General features: G+C 33.0%; 21 protein-coding genes and 1 pseudogene. 4 read left to right on the forward strand and 18 right to left on the reverse strand.

Annotated elements, in window-relative coordinates; translation table 11 throughout:
- Nucleotides 1-61: 61 nt before the first annotated feature.
- Complete coding sequence (locus tag ACFWDE_RS11465; RefSeq protein ID WP_377892401.1) at nt 62-1525, forward strand: RNA-guided endonuclease TnpB family protein; 1464 nt, start codon at nt 62-64, stop codon at nt 1523-1525.
- 648 nt (nt 1526-2173) lie between these two features.
- Here ACFWDE_RS11465 and ACFWDE_RS11470 read toward each other — a convergent pair.
- The 8 genes from ACFWDE_RS11470 to ACFWDE_RS11505 form a co-directional block, all read right to left on the reverse strand.
- Nucleotides 2174-2521 (reverse strand): hypothetical protein, encoded by a 348-nt coding sequence (locus ACFWDE_RS11470; RefSeq protein WP_377892402.1) that lies wholly within the window; start codon nt 2519-2521, stop codon nt 2174-2176.
- 106 nt (nt 2522-2627) lie between these two features.
- Nucleotides 2628-3098 carry a hypothetical protein gene (locus ACFWDE_RS11475; protein WP_377892404.1) on the reverse strand — a complete coding sequence of 157 codons (471 nt, stop codon included), beginning with the start codon at nt 3096-3098 and terminating at the stop codon, nt 2628-2630.
- A gap of 38 nt (nt 3099-3136) precedes the next feature.
- Nucleotides 3137-3427 (reverse strand): hypothetical protein, encoded by a 291-nt coding sequence (locus tag ACFWDE_RS11480; RefSeq protein ID WP_098290808.1) that lies wholly within the window; start codon nt 3425-3427, stop codon nt 3137-3139.
- A 270-nt stretch (nt 3428-3697) separates the two neighbouring features.
- Nucleotides 3698-5266 (reverse strand): YfjI family protein, encoded by a 1569-nt coding sequence (locus tag ACFWDE_RS11485; protein WP_377892407.1) that lies wholly within the window; start codon nt 5264-5266, stop codon nt 3698-3700.
- Complete coding sequence (locus ACFWDE_RS11490) at nt 5267-5872, reverse strand: CHC2 zinc finger domain-containing protein (protein WP_377892409.1); 606 nt, start codon at nt 5870-5872, stop codon at nt 5267-5269.
- A gap of 278 nt (nt 5873-6150) precedes the next feature.
- On the reverse strand, nt 6151-6576 hold the full coding sequence (locus ACFWDE_RS11495; protein WP_377892410.1) for a hypothetical protein: 426 nt from the start codon (nt 6574-6576) through the stop codon (nt 6151-6153).
- 14 nt (nt 6577-6590) lie between these two features.
- Nucleotides 6591-6794: an excisionase family DNA-binding protein gene (locus ACFWDE_RS11500; protein ID WP_377892412.1), complete on the reverse strand. Its 204-nt coding sequence runs from the start codon at nt 6792-6794 to the stop codon at nt 6591-6593.
- Between the two features lie 27 nt (nt 6795-6821).
- The gene (locus ACFWDE_RS11505; RefSeq protein WP_377892414.1) at nt 6822-7067 is read right to left on the reverse strand and encodes a helix-turn-helix domain-containing protein; all 246 of its coding nucleotides are present in this window, start codon (nt 7065-7067) and stop codon (nt 6822-6824) included.
- A 131-nt stretch (nt 7068-7198) separates the two neighbouring features.
- Here ACFWDE_RS11505 and ACFWDE_RS11510 point away from each other — a divergent pair, with 131 nt between their 5' ends.
- The 3 genes from ACFWDE_RS11510 to ACFWDE_RS11520 all read left to right on the forward strand — a co-directional run bounded on the left by ACFWDE_RS11510 (nt 7199) and on the right by ACFWDE_RS11520 (nt 9758).
- Complete coding sequence (locus tag ACFWDE_RS11510; RefSeq protein WP_215550881.1) at nt 7199-7756, forward strand: helix-turn-helix domain-containing protein; 558 nt, start codon at nt 7199-7201, stop codon at nt 7754-7756.
- A gap of 68 nt (nt 7757-7824) precedes the next feature.
- Nucleotides 7825-9000 carry a tyrosine-type recombinase/integrase gene (locus ACFWDE_RS11515; RefSeq protein ID WP_377892416.1) on the forward strand — a complete coding sequence of 392 codons (1176 nt, stop codon included), beginning with the start codon at nt 7825-7827 and terminating at the stop codon, nt 8998-9000.
- A gap of 395 nt (nt 9001-9395) precedes the next feature.
- The gene (locus tag ACFWDE_RS11520; RefSeq protein ID WP_377892418.1) at nt 9396-9758 is read left to right on the forward strand and encodes a hypothetical protein; all 363 of its coding nucleotides are present in this window, start codon (nt 9396-9398) and stop codon (nt 9756-9758) included.
- 114 nt (nt 9759-9872) lie between these two features.
- Here ACFWDE_RS11520 and ACFWDE_RS11525 read toward each other — a convergent pair whose 3' ends face one another.
- The 10 genes and pseudogenes from ACFWDE_RS11525 to ACFWDE_RS11570 form a co-directional block, all read right to left on the reverse strand.
- Complete coding sequence (locus tag ACFWDE_RS11525; protein WP_377892420.1) at nt 9873-10247, reverse strand: hypothetical protein; 375 nt, start codon at nt 10245-10247, stop codon at nt 9873-9875.
- Nucleotides 10244-10747 (reverse strand): hypothetical protein, encoded by a 504-nt coding sequence (locus tag ACFWDE_RS11530; protein ID WP_377892421.1) that lies wholly within the window; start codon nt 10745-10747, stop codon nt 10244-10246. The genes ACFWDE_RS11525 and ACFWDE_RS11530 overlap by 4 nt, the downstream gene beginning before the upstream one ends.
- Nucleotides 10748-11013: 266 nt before the next feature.
- On the reverse strand, nt 11014-12729 hold the full coding sequence (locus ACFWDE_RS11535) for an ATP-binding protein (protein ID WP_377892423.1): 1716 nt from the start codon (nt 12727-12729) through the stop codon (nt 11014-11016).
- Nucleotides 12730-13254: 525 nt separating this feature from the next.
- Nucleotides 13255-13851, reverse strand: coding sequence for a hypothetical protein (locus ACFWDE_RS11540; RefSeq protein WP_377892425.1), 597 nt, complete (start codon nt 13849-13851; stop codon nt 13255-13257).
- 163 nt (nt 13852-14014) lie between these two features.
- Entirely contained in the window at nt 14015-14560 is a 546-nt protein-coding gene (locus ACFWDE_RS11545; protein ID WP_377892427.1) for a hypothetical protein, read from the reverse strand.
- Nucleotides 14561-14641: 81 nt separating this feature from the next.
- Nucleotides 14642-14911 carry a hypothetical protein gene (locus tag ACFWDE_RS11550; protein WP_377892428.1) on the reverse strand — a complete coding sequence of 90 codons (270 nt, stop codon included), beginning with the start codon at nt 14909-14911 and terminating at the stop codon, nt 14642-14644.
- Nucleotides 14912-14927: 16 nt separating this feature from the next.
- Nucleotides 14928-15291: pseudogene (locus ACFWDE_RS11555) on the reverse strand (hypothetical protein).
- A gap of 134 nt (nt 15292-15425) precedes the next feature.
- Nucleotides 15426-15608, reverse strand: coding sequence for a DUF3976 domain-containing protein (locus ACFWDE_RS11560; RefSeq protein ID WP_002086895.1), 183 nt, complete (start codon nt 15606-15608; stop codon nt 15426-15428).
- A 28-nt stretch (nt 15609-15636) separates the two neighbouring features.
- Entirely contained in the window at nt 15637-16014 is a 378-nt protein-coding gene (locus tag ACFWDE_RS11565; RefSeq protein WP_201039723.1) for a permease, read from the reverse strand.
- Entirely contained in the window at nt 16011-16226 is a 216-nt protein-coding gene (locus ACFWDE_RS11570) for a helix-turn-helix transcriptional regulator (RefSeq protein ID WP_219917534.1), read from the reverse strand. Before ACFWDE_RS11570 ends, ACFWDE_RS11565 begins: the two co-directional genes overlap by 4 nt.
- Nucleotides 16227-17023: the final 797 nt, after the last annotated feature.

Consider the following 17023-nt stretch of genomic DNA (forward strand, 5'->3'; position numbering starts at 1 on the left):
GATATAACGTTTACCAAACCTCCCTATTGGAAAAGACTTTATCAAGAAAGGAGGATAAAACTTGATTACATCTCGTAAAATTAGACTTTCTATAGTTTCGGATAATTCAACAGAAGCTTATAACTTTATTCGTAAAGAAATGAGAGAGCAAAATAAAGCTCTAAACGTCGCAATGAATCATTTGTACTTTAATTATGTTGCACGGCAAAAAATCTCATTTGCTGATAAAGCCTATCAGCACAAATTAAACAAGGCTATAGAAGCACAGCAAAAGTCTTTTATTTTACTGAAAGAACTTGAACAAAAACAAATTGTAGAAACTGATTCAAGTAAGAAATCAATATTGAAAGAACGCCTGATTAAAAGCAAAACTACTTATGAAAAGACAAAAGAAAAATTAAACAGTTTACGTAAAGCGAGAAATAAAGAATTGTTTCAAGAATATAACAATATGATCGGACAACTGGAGGACACGCATTTACGTGATATTGTGTCATCTCAATTTAATTTACTTTCAGATACTAAAGACAGGCTTACAAAAATTGCGTACCAAGACTTCAAAAATGATATAACCGAAGTTTTATCTGGCAATCGTTCTTTAAGAACATATAAAAAAAATAATCCTTTATATATACGAGGGAGGACACTTAACTTATTTAAAGAATCTGAAGAATTCTTTATAAAATGGACAAAAAAAATTGTCTTTAAATGTGTCCTTGGAGTCAAATATCAAAATAAAACTGAGCTTTACAAAACCTTAGAATGTATACTCACTGGTGGATATAAATTATGTGATAGTTCAATGAATTTTAATCAACAAAATAAACTAATTCTGAATTTAGCATTAAACATTCCAGAAAAAAGCGAAAATAGAAAAGTTCCAGGACGTATTGCTGGAATTGATTTAGGACTTAAAATACCTGCTTATTTTGCGGTAAATGATGTTCCCTATATCCGAAAAGCCCTTGGTAAAATTGAAGATTTTCTAAAAGTTCGTACTAATATACAATCTCAAAAACGAAGTTTACAACGTGCTCTCCAATCTTCTAAAGGGGGAAAAGGAAGAAAAAAGAAACTAAAAGCGTTAGATCAATTTAAGGAAAAAGAAAAAAACTATATCACAACCTATAATCACTTTATTAGTAAAAAAATCATTAGTTTAGCTGTCCAATACGGCGTTGAACAGATTAACTTAGAGTTGTTAACTTTAAAAGAAACACAAAAGAAATCACTTTTACGTAACTGGTCGTATTATCAACTACAACAATTCATTGAGTATAAGGCTAACAGAGAAGAAATTTCAATTAAATATGTTGATCCATTTCATACTTCACAAACCTGTAGTAAATGCGGTCACTATGAGGACGGACAAAGAGAAAAACAAGATACTTTTTGTTGTAAATCTTGCGGATTTATAGATAATGCAGATTATAATGCAGCTCGTAATATTGCAGCGAGTACAAGATATATCACAAATAAAGAAGAAAGCGAATATTACCGGAAAAATAATAATGAAATAGCGTGACCTTGAGTCAATAATATCATTAATTTATCATGACGCTGGGGCGATTCTCCGTCCTGAGGGTGAGGAGAAATAAAATCACTCACCAAAGGTTAAGCTTGTGCGTTATGTTACTGCACAAGAGCAATACATATTGTTTTAAAATAAAAACTGCATCAAACCTAAAATTTACGATACACGTTGTAAACGTAGCTATACCATAGGTTTAATGTTTTTTTGATTGAATATAAAACAGCACTAAAGGTTTACTGCAGATGGGTAAAAATTAATGAAGTAAAAGCACGGATATATCAATGATTATTTATGAAAAAATAGGGATTTTAAATACAATATGTATTGTTAGAATTCGCTTCTGCTAATAATTGATTCACTTCAAATGTTCGTTTTAAATACAATATGTATTGCTAGAATGGCTGCCAAACGAGGCTATCATGGGAAAACGCTCGTATTTTAAATACAATATGTATTGTTAGAATAGATATAATGACACGTTTTCTTATAAATGAAAAATGTCACAAATACACTGTGTATTATCGTAAGTAGCGTTACCAGTATCATTCTTACACTACTGTTTTAAACACACTACATAGTATTTAAAATTAATTTAATCATCAAAAAAGACGCGGACTATCCGCGTCTTTTTTATTACTTTTAATTATTATGTTCAATATATCTCTTTAAATAAAAATATCCTTGTATAAATCCATGAATAAAATAATCCCGTGAAGATAAAGCACAATAATAATTTATCGCATCATTAAGTTCATCGACGTTTAATTTAGTACTGTTCATGATTTCTTTTAATGTACTTTCATATTCTAATGTGGACTTAGACTCATCGAATTTTTCTCTATCAAAAATCTGTTCTGCAACTTGAGTTAATATATCCTGCATACCTGCTTCATACATTGTTGTAGCATATGTAAGTTCATCTTTCATAGATAGTTTTCTTTCATTAATTACATCAACCACTTTACTTAAAGATACTACGTTTGTCATTCCTGTTCCCTCCGTTAATCTACAGCTGTAAAAAATCGTTCTGATATCCCGAGCCGTATACTAATTTAATTAACTATCAAATAATGTTTTAGAAATAGCTGCGTGCCTAATTATTAGAGTGATAAGTAATAAACTCTGTGAACATATCTATTCCTGTTTCTCTTCTTCTGATCGTAGAAATAGCTATCATAAAAGCTAATCCTACATTGAAAACAAATTTATTCTCATAGCATCTATTCATTAGAAATTCCTTAAATACATCTTTTCCAAAATACTCTCCATGATTATTTGCAACATGCTCTAATGTATTTTTATATGTCCAAGTCCCATCCTCCACATAGTTCTTTATAGGCGGAAATAACGTAAAAAACTCCTCTATACGTTTAAACAACATCAGCTCGTCAACTTTGTTTATGACTATTAACACCAACTCTGGATTGATTTTTGCAAATTCTGTAGGAAATCCATCTAATATACGACCTAAATTAATTAATAAGTTATAAGGATTGTCTATCCCCTTGTCAGTTAAATCAGTAGCTAATGATTTCAACATTTTTATTTTTGCATCAATAATCATCAAATTCCCTCCTTTAATATCAAAAAACTTTTAACGTTTTATTTCTTCCTTTTTATAAAATCTAAGTAACCTTTTGTTTTCATTAATACATAGTCAAATGTAGCTGCCTTAGCGATTATCTTTACACTGGAAGGTTGTTTATCAGTATTCCAGTGCGATTCCCTCCAAGCTGTCCAAAAACCGTTTATATAATCAATATACACGCAGCTTGTCTTACTTAGAGTTAATGTGTAGAGTGTTCCGCTCAGTGCTACCATGTAACCTGCTGCCTTTGCTTTTTCATCTCTTTTCTTTGTTTCATCTTGATTCGATGCAGGAGCAGTTGGCATGTTTATCGTCTCCTTTATTTCTATTTACACAAAAAGTTCCCCCAATTACCCCAATAAGCTATATCCCTTGTGGCTGTAAGGATAGAAGTGTTCCCATCCCAAATCCCACTTTTTCCCGTTTCCCCAGTTTAATCCCCTTTTTCTTGCTAAGTGGGGAACTGGGGAAAAGTGGGATTTCACTATTCCCCACCGTAATCCCTTGCGGCTCTATGGTTCATGACCTTTCGGGGGAATTGGGGGACTATTTCTAAGAAAGTATATTTTTTCTCTTCATAAATAAGGGCTAACAACTATCATTTCTTTTTTACCCTCTTTAATTTTTTGAATGTAGTTTCGTTCTTCTAACTCATTTAAAATAACTTTCAACCTATCTGATTTAACTCTCTTCTTTGTGGCTTGTTGAATATCTCTATAAGGGATTTGCTCACGATCATTCTTTAAAATATGTTTGAGCACAAACTTAGCATCATCATTCGTATTCCCTTCACTTAACAAACCGAATGTGGCCATCATATGATCTATAAAGTATTTAGAAGCGTGTAATGTACTGCGAACAGTCTCTTTACTGATTTCAGTCGAAATCCTTTCACAATGTGCATGACGTGCTATATGAATAAGTGCAATGATTCTCGCTACTTGTCCAACTAACTTACCTGCCCAGGATTGAAAGTGGCCATAAGACAACTCATTCCCCTCTCTCATGAGAGTTTCCATATGAATGCGATACTTATTAAAAAGCGTTTGCGCCTCATCACTTAATACCAAAACAACATTTTCATGCTGTAAATTTAATAACCTCTTAATCTGCTTGCTATAGAGTAGTTGTACCTCATCTCTTATCTCTGCTGTTTCTATTTTTCGATACCCTATAAAACTTTTAGGGACTGCATATAAAAAGCGGGCCATTAAACCACGATTATAGAAATACTCCGGTAAACGCTTAATAACATCTAATTGTGCAAACAGCCCCACTGTTAAATGTGGATCATCTACCTTTTCCGTTCTTCCTCTGCGATCTACCGTTATCTGGTCTTGACTAAATCCTTTCAGATATACATCTATGTTGGTATTACTTGAATATCTGCCCTTGATTAAATCAAAGAAGCCGCCTTCTGCTGATAACACTGCCATACGACCAGCATTATTTAGCATAAGTGTTATAAGCTGTTCTGGTGTAACATCGTCCGTAAAGTACCGTATAGGATGAACAAACTCTGCCTTTTCCATTTCTTCAATCTTGGCATTTAATTCACCCTGTATGGCAGCTGCATCTTCTTCCGATTGTTTTTGTTTAGCTTTAACCAAGTCTTTCTTTAAATCCTCTATAAGCCGCTCTAATACATCCTTTTCATGTCTACTTTGTTCTATTGCAATTCGTCTTTTGGTATTCTCTTCATTTTCATGTTCCAGCAGCGGAAACGTGAATGCCTTAAACACACTCGACTTTCGATTACTTGGTGGCATGAATGTAATCAAATATGTATTTAACGGTTCATACCACCCTTTACTTGGTTCGATACTAAACTTTTTAGCCAAAGCAACGGATAAAACGGATAGCACCATCATACAAGCCATATCAATAGGTGTTTGTGTCTGCTCTGCCACATCTTCTATATAATCCCTTAACCATGTCGGAAACACTTCAATTGGAAATAGAGGTACTTCATATTCATCAAAGGGAATAATCTCTCCCCACACTCTTGTTGGTTCATTATTTTGTTGTGAGTTTGCTGACGTAATCTCATCTGATGTTATCTCTGCAAGATTGGTTCCTAAAATACTATTTATCTTTTCAGCACCAAGGCTCTTTCTCACTACTTCAATTGCTTTTAAATTCATTTATGATTCACTTCCCTCTAATCCCTTAAATAAGCGATTTACTTCTTCTAAAGCTGTTATTCTCACATACTCATTTTCATCTACTAAGCAATCTAACCAATACTCTATTTGCGGTAAAAGGTGATACATTTCCCCTAATTGTTCTAACTCTTCCACTGTTTTGATGGCCTGCATTTGTTTCCGAATAGCCTTAGCAAGATCATTTAAATTATTGATTTGTTCAATCACCTTATTATTTAATGCTACAGCAGCTAATGCATTTTCCTTTTTCCACTTTCTTTTTCGGTACAACTTCTGCTTCTCTTCTGCCGTTGGATTCTGTAACCCAAAATCTTTTGCAAGAGTAATAATCGCTTCTTTGACATCAACACTATGTGCCAAACGAACAACGTCTATCACATCACCTACACGTCCCTCATTGCATCCCGTAAAGCATTTAAATGTATTTGTATTTGGATAGATTGCCATTGATGGGCTGCCATCAGAATGAAACGGACACCTTACACTGATACTTCTACGATTAGGATTGGGTACTTTTACATGAGTGTATTGCTCTAAAGCTTCAACAATCGAGATATTTTCTTTGAGTTGCCCGATACTTATCATTAAGAATCCCTCTTTTTTAACTTATTACAGCTAAATTTAATTCCCCGCAAGGAACACCTATGCTAATATCTTCAAAAAAGAGTGGTTAAACTCCATTATTGAGTTGACCACATTTATTGACATAATATTCCGTATTTTTAACTTACATTTTCTATTATCTTCCTATATTCTTACTAAATGACTTATGGTAGAATCGAGTTAGTTTATAGATTTTTTATATTCCGTATGAAAGTTGGCCCTTTCATATGGATTTTTTATTCCTACCATTTCCTAACTTCTTAGAACATTGTACCCTTATTAACCAAAGGTAATTTACGCATAATATTAGCACGCTTTAATATTTCACCTGCCCTTTTCTCTAACTTACTTACAGCTTCTTCTTTCTCTTCATTTGTCTTTGGGCGATAATATCCACTTCTTCCAATATGATTACTTGAACCTATTAGATAGCCATGTTTTTCTATCAATCTCCTTACAATGGCTCTGATTTCCTCATTATTTCCACCAATCACTGAAATAATATCCTTAACAGTAATTGCGTTTTCCTTCCCTTGTCTGATAAGCGATAAAACTTTATTCTCTCGCTCTGTTAATGTATTTTTCCTATTATCCATACTCAAACCGCCTTTCTTTCCTTGTATATTCGCTACTTCTAAACTCGATAATGTCGGTTGTTCATTTACTGCTTTTAATTGATCTGTCATTTTTATTCTTCCTTTCATAGATTTATAGCTTGTCTGCCTTCTAAGCACTGCAGTTCTTTCTTTGTCATCCATCGATCAAGTGTTTCTTTTCTAAATAGCTTCCTTCTACCTATACGGACACATGGCAATGAGCCATAAATACTTTCCTTGTAAACTAAATCCAAAGATATCCCTAAGTATGTAGCTGCTTCTTTTGCTGTAAGTGTAGATCGCTCCATTAAATCATCCTCTTATATATATTTATCTTATTTTTCATTTTGAGTACAAAAATCATCGACCTGTTTGCCTAAAGCAGTCGCAATCTTCTCGATTGTTTTAAATTGCACACTTTTTTTAATCCCATTTTCAATAGCTCTAATTGTAGAACGCGATACAGATGATTCCTCGGATAGCTTACTTTGAGTCCAGTTCATTTCAGCCCTGGCAACCCTTATCCTCTTAGCATCAATCTTTAATCTTTTTGTTTGTTTATATACCTTTAAACACTCCATGCTTAATCCACCTCCTTGTTTTCAATATGGGTACAAAAATATATTAACATCTCATTTTGAGAAAAACAAGTGTATTTTGTACCCATATTGTGTAGTATATTATTTAAGGTGATTTTAACGGAGGTGTTCTCATGCGTGAGAATAGAATTAGAGAGCTTAGAAAAGAAAGAGGATTGACATTAAGAGAACTTGCAGAAGAATTAAACATACCATTCACTACTTTAGGAAACTACGAACGTGGTGATAGACATCCCGATTTTGATACTCTCGAAAAAATCGCATCTTATTTCGATGTAATGATTGACTACTTATTAAAAAGAACTGATATACGAACATTTGATGAACTTGTTTTTAAAAATGATTTGTCTGAACTGGAGGAATTACTAAGTAAAGTTAAACCGGAAATACGAAAACCTGCTGTTGATATTATTGATGCAGTTTATTTAACAGTTAGAGAAAATGTATTAGATGAAGATACTGAAAAACTAAAAAAAATGCACCAGTTAATTTGGGATTTAAAAAGCTTAGAGCGTGGCCTCTTTCTTTATAAAGTAGATTCCGGAAAAAATCATATCAGTGATTTTTCTGTTTATGAAATGATGACTATCTACACCGAATTTAAGACCAAAATAAATACACATTTAGATGATTTGTTTAAAGATTTTATAAAAAAATGGGAAAATAAATAGGTACATTAATTAATGTTCGATCTCACTTAAAATTTATCATTAAAATTACTTATGGGAGATGAATAATTGTGAAAGGCTCACTCGAAAAACATGGTACTAACTGGCGCATGCGTGTAACCGTTGGATATAACGAAAAAGGCAATCCCATTAGACGTTCGAGAATGGCTGTTGCAAAGAATAAACGTGAAGCAGAGAAAGAACTTGCTTTGTTTATTGCTGAAATAGAAACAGGTGAATATATAAAACCTCAAAAGATGTTGTTTAAAGATTTTGTTGAAGAGTGGAAAAAGAAATATGCTATTAATAGTCTATCTCCTCAAACATATGAAACATATTGTGGCCATTTAAAATTGCGTATCTTGCCTTCTCTTGGAAATATGAAGTTAGAAGATATAAAGCCTATGCACTTAATCACTCTTGCAGAGCAACTTAAAAACGATACTCGTAAGGATGGAAAAGAAGGTACTTTATCCCCAGCTACTATTAATTATGTAATACGTGTCATTAAAAACATTTTTAAACGTGCTCATGAGTGGCAGCTAATAAGAAGGAATCCTGCCGAAAAGCTTACAAAGCTAAAAGACGAGTATCAAACAAAAGAGCCTTATGACTTGGAGGAAACAAGACAAATTATGAGCCTTTTGGAACAAGAGGAAACAATGTATCAAATTCTATTCCAGTTAGCTATTATGACAGGGTTTAGACGTGGTGAATTATTAGGATTGGAATGGAAAGATATTCACCTTGAGGATGGTATGGTAACTGTACGTCAATCTGTTTCATATGCAAATAGCCAATACTATATAAAAGAGCCAAAAACACGAACTTCAAAACGTACAATTTCTATACCTACTTCCCTTATCGAAAAGCTACGAAGATATAAGAACGATTGTAATGAGAAGCGATTATCCTGCGGTGATTTGTGGGAAGCTGGCGAGTATTTCTTTGTATTTTCTTCTTGGCACGGTAAGCCTTTATATCCAAGTCATATTACAAAGAAGTGGAACAAGTTTACGGAAAAACACGAAATAAGACATGTTAACTTTCATGGATTGCGTCATACATCCGCTACCCTTCTATTAGAAGCAGGAGAAAACATGAAGGTCATTTCCAGCCGTTTGGGCCATTCCAGAATTAATACGACAATTGATATTTACACCCACTCGCTGCAATCAGCAGACAAAGGGGCATCAAGTAAATTAGAATCTTTAATCACTCCCTTAGAACAAACAAAAGTGAATTAAAACATTCCTTAATTTAACTCCTGTTACTCTAAAATGTAGTTCAGTCAGAAGTGTACTAACCGCCAATAATATATGACTAACAAAAGAGCCTGTCTTGAAAAATATTAATCAAAACAGGCTCTAAACATAGCAGGCATAATCAATAACATATAAAAACATAATTATTTCCCGCATTTAGTACTCATTCCCCCCTTACCACCAGCTACACCTAATAATTAACAGAATTAATAGCATGATAAGTACAATGAATTTCCCACCGAAACCAATTAGATCCTTCAATCAACACTCATAGTATGTTGTAAAATCCCCCTTTAATTTCATTGCTACTGAATAGTTTTCCTTAGTTCTTTGGGTTATAATTAATATGTTTACATAAATATATAGGAGGATATTCAATGAGTAATTATTTTATTAAAGTAAAAAAAGTACCTACTGAAGAAAATGAAACATTATCTTTTAGAGTGTTTGAACGTGTCGATGAGGTAATTGGCGGTGCACATTATAAAAATAAAACTATTGAACAAAATGAACAATTACGTTTTTATGAAAGTAGTGCAGTAGATACTATATCTGGTTTTGTAGATACAAGAGAAACAGAAACATCAGTATCTTACCAGATTCATAATGAATATTCCGTGGGTACTCTTACAAGAATTGCAAATGAAATAATTGAAGAAACTTCTAACTACCAAGAGCAATTTGAAAGATTTATTGGACAAATGGAACATAGAATAGTTGTTAGTAAAATTATTGCTTAATACCAATTTTAAATTAAACATAAAGTATTTAATAATGTTAATTTAAACAATAATTACTCTGGAACAAAAATAATATTCCCCAAGCTACTGTTGTAGCTTGGGGAATATAGTCATCTATGAGATTAGATTTATACGATAGTTTTTCGTGTCTACATAAGTTTTATTACAAAATGGACATTTTAAATGTGAATTTGTAGGTACTGCAGGGTGTATCTCATTTCTTAACTCATCTTGAAAACAATGGTACAATGCAGCTTCTGAAAGAAACGCTTTTTCGGCCGAATCAAAAATATAGTATTCAAAGAAATACGCAACATTTAAATACGGATGATTAAGTAGCCGACGTTGTAGATCAGTATCAGATCTACCTACATAGATTGGTACTACTTTTTGTTGTTTTTTGGCATATAAAATGTAACTTCCTTTATAACCTTTTGGTATTAATAATTTTATTAGCCAAGGAGTGAATTTGTATAAACGAGCTGTCATATTGCTACACCTACTGCAATTTTATACGCAGTTCTCGCTTTACTTATTCTTGTTCGTACTGCTGTAACAGTAGTTTTATATTGTTCAGCCAAATCTTCTGTATCTTTACCCTGGGTTAATTCCGTTAATATTTTTTTCTCTTTTGGCTTAATCGGCAAATTGTTGATTTCATTAATTGTTTCTATTACTACATAATGAATAGAGTCATTAGCTTGCTGTGGCATAGCCATGGGTGAAGAAACACCGGCTAGTTCGCCAGCCTTTTTAACAACTTCGATTCTATTTCGAATTTTTGATCCTGCACTTCCCATAACATCTCTTACAAGTGTTTTCGGGTCACCTTGCTTTGATGGGTTATTTAATAAATAATCCATCGCTTGTTCAATTCGCTCAACTTGATAATAACTATTGTAGGAATTTTTCGCCCTTTTTCGCATTTTATCCAAGAGGATTAATGCTTTATTTACTGAATTACTACTTACTGTTTGTTTTTTATTCATTTTTTTCCCCATTTCTTGTGTCCGTTTCAAGGAAATCGGTCACTGAATTTTTAGGATAACTCAAGTCGTTTGAAACATAGTTTTCTGCATTCGTCTCAGATCGATTGCAGACATTTCCAATTTACCATTTTTATCTGTGTATTGCAAATTAATGGAAAATTAAAGTCATTTTTAAACCTTCAACTTATATGGGGGGTAATTATAAAAAATATTTCCAATAAAAACAAAAAACTGTAGGCTGAAAATTCAACCTACAGTTTTAGTACTTAGAATGATTTCAATAATTCTCTAACATAAGCTCCAGCAAAGAATCCCCATTGTGTTCTTAAATCACTGTATACATCATCAGGATATGCATGCATATTTTCTGCCTTTGCATATGCCATAAATAAAACATCAATAGCTGATTCTACCTTTCTTGCAAGCACTACTAATTCATCAGCATTTATATTGGAAGGATCTTGTCCTGCCACTTCTTTAATTGGATCATATATCTCTTTGATAAAAGGATGACGATGATTAATTTTAATAATCGCCTTTCCATTAAAATGTGTGATATCTAATAATTCTTTTCCAGGCCAAGACGAATCCACTAATGTGATTGGTTGTTCATTAATTTGTTCAGTCATTTTTTTCGCTAAATCTTTTTCTTTTTCTGTATCGATACCTGCATCTTCCAAAATATCGTTGATTTTTTCTTGGACTTCTTTTGCTGGAGTATTTAATCCACCTCTTCCAGGAATAGCAGTTTTTTCTGCTTCTTTTACTGCTTTAGTCGCCGGTGTGTGTTCAACATCATTCTGTCTTGTTTCTGTACTTGTTTTTATGAATAATTCAGTAATTTCTTTACGTGCTGCTCTAATAGGTTTATCTAATATTTTTCTAATTTCTTTTCTTAGTTTTCCGACAGGTACAGCCCCACGCTTTACGTTTCTTACTTGGAAATATTCGTCAAGCGTAGCTGGGAAACTAATTTCCACTCCGATAAAGCGGTCAATTTTCTCGAGTCTGGTTGGAAACATTTGTTGGATTGGATCATAATAAATTTCTCTCCCATTTCTCATAATGCTAATGTAACCATCACGATCTTTTAAGTAAAGTTCTTTAAACCTTGTTGCTGATCCCTGAAAGCCCCCTTCTCCTGCAACTCTTCTTACTACATCAGGAAGTAAAGTTACTGTTACTACGACTTCTTCACCCTCAATCTCAATAACTGATCGATCTTTAATATCCGCAGGGAAATTATTTTCCCCAATAATTTTTAAAGTTCTTGGACTTGCAAGTAGCAGCAAAGGATCGTATAAATCAATAACTTTATTATCTAATTGAATAACTAAGCCCTGATCAATAAACTTTCTATAAGTTCTTGCGAGAAATTTCGTTAAATCTTGTAATGATTCAGCTACAGAGTTCCCGTATTTCCCTTCGTTAATTAATCTATCAATTTTTGACCAAACAATAAGCGTACCTGATTCAAAGGCTGCTCCGTCTTCCCATTTCATATGTGATGCATATTCTTTTGGGAACCCATTAACTTCCTGTGCAACAATGTGTGTTTGTTTTTGTTCTGCGATTAAATCAAGATCTAAAAATGCATGATAATAACGATCTTCACCTAAGGGTTTAGTATATATATCTATTCTTCTGCCTTGACTTAAAGCTGCAGCTTTCATTCCTACTCCAAACCGTCCCAATCCTTTACGCTGATTATATCGAGTTGAAAAACCTATTTTTAATGTGTGAGCTAAGATTTCAGGTTTAATACCAATTCCATCATCAGCAAAGACCATTGTTTCAATATTTTTATTTTCTTTATTACGATAAGGAACAATTTTGATAATTTTTGATGCGGCTTCAATTGAGTTATCAGCTACTTCACCAACAGCAGTTGATAGATCAAACCCTGAATCGCGCCAGCTTTCAAGAGCTGTATCCACTTGGAAAATTTCTGATTCCATTTCACTCAGTACTTTCTGTTCCATAATTAATTCCTCCTAATTTTCGAATCAGCCTCAGGTCTAATTCAAAATGTTTTTTGGATATGAGTTTATAAAAAATAGCCATCGCTTGTGCCGTTTCATCTCTCATATGCCTTCTCTCACTAATTATGGGGTGTATAACAAAAAAACATTTCCTAATTTTTTATTTTCAAATTCAAAATGGCAACAACATAAAAATTTACATTTTATTTATACTAAGCACATCCCCTGTGAGCCATTAAGTTTATTCACTTTTACCATGGGGCAGAAATGGGGCAGAACATCGCAATTTCATATCATTTTCAAACATTTTTAATCCTGTATAGATTTAATAACATACTGATATATCAAAGTTTAACATCTATCATCTGTTATAATCATGAAAGATTATCGACTTTGACAGGGTGGAGGTCGTGAGTTCGAGCCTCTCCGGGGTCATAAAAAAACACCATATCAACCTATTAGGTGATATGGTGTCTCTTTTTATCCAAGTTACTTCTTATAAAAACTAAAAATCTTGCCAGTCAATCACTTCCCACCAAACATCTTCTCCAAAGACTTCGCATTAGCAAATAACAATTCTTGTAGGTTGTCATCAGCAACGATTTTATAGTCGCCATCTTTGTCTTTCTTTAAGTTCAATGTAACTTCGCGAGTTGCCATTGCTGCATCTTTATCCGCTAAGTTTTTGATGATAGTTGATGTCATTGTTTTTTCTATTGTTTTTTCGGATTGCTCTTTGTCTTCACTAAAGGCACTAGCGAAAGCCATTGGCATCACTTCTCCCATTGCTTTTGTTACGGCAACGGATAGATCAACAGATGTAACTTTTACTTTCACTTCTGCTTTGTCATCCTTTTTCGATACTTCTTCTAGCTTTTCAAATTTAAAGCTTTTCGTAATTGCGCTCAGCATTGCTTTTCCGTCAGCATCGTCTGTTTTTTCATTTAGTTTACTAAACTCTTTATCACTTTCAACAAATGTGCGAGCCTTTTCTAGGTCACCTTTTTGTATTGCTGTTAAAAATTCTTCAGCAGTATCTTTCGGGTTTGCACATCCTGCTAGCACACCTACTGTTAATCCTACTACCATCATTAACAGCAATAATTTCTTTACCTTTTTCACGTTCATTCTCCTCTTACCTTTTCTTTTCTAGTAAGCCATCATTATAAAATAGTATAAAACTTACATTACAAACATTTTTTAGTATAACATTTATACGATTTGTTTTCTATTCTTTCCCAAAAGATGAAGAGCCTTGTAGCATTCCTACAAGGCTCTTCATCTATCAATCCGTATCCGTAGCGCAAATTAGCCACATTTTATGCTCTTTACTATCTAACACCATCCAAGTATTATCCCATGCAACATCGTAAAACCAATCTGTCCAAGGGCTTTGACTCTCGAACACTATAATATCCTCATAACGATTTTGGAACATGTATTGGCATACCTCGCTCGCTAATTGCTTCGCGACTACCATTTTCTCCGGAAAGTATTTATATGCTCCGCCTCTTATAATTTGAACTGCAATGCTCCCATCAAGCATTACCGCACTATTATATTTAAATTGAAACTTATATTTTTCTGATGTATGTATTTTTAATTCCTCTAAGTTATTGATTATATCTAAAGAGTTGAAGATTTTTTTGAAAAAGTGCTCGTATCTATCTATTTCATAAGGTACTTCTTTGAAAAAATCTTCGTTATGTACTTTAAAACAGCTTATTACCGCTCCACCATTTAAGTTTTGTTTCTTAAATGTGTTTATAATTTGTTCAATAGATGCATGGTTTGTTTCTATTTTTTCAAAAGTTCCTGCTTTCCATCTCATAACTCTCACTACTCTCTATTAAAAATTTGTTTCTTCATTATAAATATCAATATAAAACCCAGCAACTTTAAGATTGCCGGTTTATCTCTTATTCATATTCGAAAAAACAATAACAATTACGCCAAGCACATCATGTCCCGCTACCATCCACATACTTCGATCAAAAATCATAAGCGATAACCAAAGTGATATATTAATAGCAGCAAATAATAGATATAAAATGATATCTCTTTTTTGTAGAGTCTTTCTATTCATCACAATGTAAATCGCACCGATAGGAGGCAGAATGAAGCAAAGGAAAAAGACAAATGTTTTTCTTAACGACCACGGATATGAGGTTACTGTCTGCATATGAATCTCCTTCTTATTATAATACTTGTTTTAACATCGGCCTTGCTACTTCTATATTCTTCACTATTAGGTTCTTTTACAACTAAAGGTGGCCTTTTATTCTCTTCTTCTAAAATCATTTCAAATACTTCTGTTTTTTCTTGTAATATGTTGGATTCACTATCTTTAGTAGGCTGTTTGCTTGTTTCAATTTTCTTTGTTACTTCACCAAGTTTTTGCCCGACTTCTTCTGCTTTGGTAGGTTCATTCGTAACGTAGTATTCCTGGTCCCCCCATACTAATATAGGTGGTACATGTTCTCGTTTGTTACATATTATATAAGTAATACTAGCTATAAGTAGTAGACATATTACTATAAAGAAGATAGCTTTTTTATTCATATACTAGTCTCCTCATTCATCATTTTATCGGATTATATAATACAAGATATAGATAGTAAATGGATTTTATGGTAATTTTTAGTTTTATTTTCAAAAAGAAAAACCTTACAAAAGTAAGGTTCCGTTTTTAAGTTCTATAGTGACTGATTTATTAAAACGATCATTACAATAATCGCTATAAACATAACAACTAAACAGCCGATCATTTTATAAAATCCTCTTTTCGTTAACGTCCCACCTTGGACGTCTTTACGAATAAATAGGAACACCGCTAAAAATAAAACAAGCCCCATGCCAAAAGCGTACATCATTTGCATATGTTAATCTTCCTTTCTCTCTTACATCTTAATATCTTTTCGATAAAACAACAAACGATATAAAGACTGTACTCATCGTGAGTGCCATTAGTATGTTCAATAGTTCAGTAGCAGATAGTGTAAGTATTTTTAAGTTTAAGCCGATAGAGAAAAGAAGGTAATACGCTGTTAATGCAAAAAAGGTCACGAACATTCCTTTATAACGAATGAGTTTCATCCGCTCGTCTTTTTCTTTAAATTGTGGGTGTAAATAACTTAAGCAGAAACTCATAATCATCATTGCAAGCAATGGATAAGTTATAGCCGGCGGTGCGGAATGTGTCATTACGCCCGTTAGTACCATAAATCCACTCATAAACAGAAAAATAATTCCCATAATTACAAAGTACTTTTGTGAATAATTCATCCTTTCTCCCCCTCTTCTTTTCCTTCATGAATAAATACATGTTCTATCGTTGTCTGAAATGTTTTCGCTATTTCAAATGCTAACGGAAGTGATGGATCATATTTCCCCTTTTCAATCGAGATAATGGTTTGTCTGGAAACTCCAAGTTTCTCAGCCAATTTTTCTTGAGATAGTCCAAATTTTTTTCGGTATTCGACCATTTTATTTTCCAAGGAAATTTCTCCCTCCTCCCTTATATCGAGTATATATGTAAAGGGAACTTTACGTCAAGGTTCCTTTACATTCTTTTGAATTATTTTGCATTCTATTTATCCCGCATTAACGGGCAGTAAGACTCCTACCTCAAAATTCGGCGGATGCGAGAAAGTTAGGTGGGAGATAACTGCCCGTAAATGCCCGATTGGTTCAACTAATAATCAGTGGAGGATGGACAAAACCCCCACTGATTAAAGTTTCACTTTATATAGAAGAAATTTTTTCAAATTCAGCACGTCTATTTTGAAATGAAACATGGAACAATGTATATAGCCGTTACTATATCTCCTCCCCGCTTTTGTGAAAATTTAATATCTCCATATTTGTTTTATCCTTTTAAAATATTTCATTCTTCTCTTTATTGGGTGATGTGCGCTATTATTTTTACGTTGTTTTTCGCCATATTTATAGAAACTAACGGTTTATGAAGCATTTTTTATGTATAGCCACTTTTTTTGTAGAAATCCTTCATTTTCCTTTCAATATTTAACACTATCGATATAAAGTTTATGGTAAATTCATAATTTTTTATTTTTTATACTATATTCCGTTGTATTGTTGTATAATATCAATGAAAGCGCTTATTATTTCAATATACATAATTCGAACTAGATTTTTTCGAAACATTCTGATAGTTATACTTATATTTAAATTCAACAATTATAGTTATTAATGTAGGTATACCAAATATATCCACCCCATTTTTCTGTAAAATTACTTTATAACATGAAAGATTAACTTGGGTGATAAGTTA

Origin of the sequence: Bacillus sp. NPDC060175 (genome assembly GCF_042728695.1) — a bacterium.
Taxonomy (GTDB): domain Bacteria; phylum Bacillota; class Bacilli; order Bacillales; family Bacillaceae_G; genus Bacillus_A.

Excerpts from the sequence above, each read along its gene's own strand:
- ACFWDE_RS11510 (WP_215550881.1), top strand. The coding sequence starts at position 7,199 with ATGCGTGAGAATAGAATTAGAGAGCTTAGAAAAGAAAGAGGATTGACA.
- ACFWDE_RS11545 (WP_377892427.1), bottom strand. The coding sequence starts at position 14,560 with ATGAGATGGAAAGCAGGAACTTTTGAAAAAATAGAAACAAACCATGCA.
- ACFWDE_RS11495 (WP_377892410.1), bottom strand. The coding sequence starts at position 6,576 with ATGACAGATCAATTAAAAGCAGTAAATGAACAACCGACATTATCGAGT.
- ACFWDE_RS11565 (WP_201039723.1), bottom strand. The coding sequence starts at position 16,014 with ATGAATTATTCACAAAAGTACTTTGTAATTATGGGAATTATTTTTCTG.
- ACFWDE_RS11480 (WP_098290808.1), bottom strand. The coding sequence starts at position 3,427 with ATGCCAACTGCTCCTGCATCGAATCAAGATGAAACAAAGAAAAGAGAT.
- ACFWDE_RS11470 (WP_377892402.1), bottom strand. The coding sequence starts at position 2,521 with ATGACAAACGTAGTATCTTTAAGTAAAGTGGTTGATGTAATTAATGAA.
- ACFWDE_RS11490 (WP_377892409.1), bottom strand. The coding sequence starts at position 5,872 with ATGATAAGTATCGGGCAACTCAAAGAAAATATCTCGATTGTTGAAGCT.
- ACFWDE_RS11500 (WP_377892412.1), bottom strand. The coding sequence starts at position 6,794 with ATGGAGCGATCTACACTTACAGCAAAAGAAGCAGCTACATACTTAGGG.
- ACFWDE_RS11520 (WP_377892418.1), top strand. The coding sequence starts at position 9,396 with ATGAGTAATTATTTTATTAAAGTAAAAAAAGTACCTACTGAAGAAAAT.
- ACFWDE_RS11535 (WP_377892423.1), bottom strand. The coding sequence starts at position 12,729 with ATGGAACAGAAAGTACTGAGTGAAATGGAATCAGAAATTTTCCAAGTG.
- ACFWDE_RS11485 (WP_377892407.1), bottom strand. The coding sequence starts at position 5,266 with ATGAATTTAAAAGCAATTGAAGTAGTGAGAAAGAGCCTTGGTGCTGAA.
- ACFWDE_RS11550 (WP_377892428.1), bottom strand. The coding sequence starts at position 14,911 with ATGCAGACAGTAACCTCATATCCGTGGTCGTTAAGAAAAACATTTGTC.
- ACFWDE_RS11530 (WP_377892421.1), bottom strand. The coding sequence starts at position 10,747 with ATGAATAAAAAACAAACAGTAAGTAGTAATTCAGTAAATAAAGCATTA.
- ACFWDE_RS11525 (WP_377892420.1), bottom strand. The coding sequence starts at position 10,247 with ATGACAGCTCGTTTATACAAATTCACTCCTTGGCTAATAAAATTATTA.
- ACFWDE_RS11475 (WP_377892404.1), bottom strand. The coding sequence starts at position 3,098 with ATGATTATTGATGCAAAAATAAAAATGTTGAAATCATTAGCTACTGAT.
- ACFWDE_RS11560 (WP_002086895.1), bottom strand. The coding sequence starts at position 15,608 with ATGCAAATGATGTACGCTTTTGGCATGGGGCTTGTTTTATTTTTAGCG.
- ACFWDE_RS11505 (WP_377892414.1), bottom strand. The coding sequence starts at position 7,067 with ATGGAGTGTTTAAAGGTATATAAACAAACAAAAAGATTAAAGATTGAT.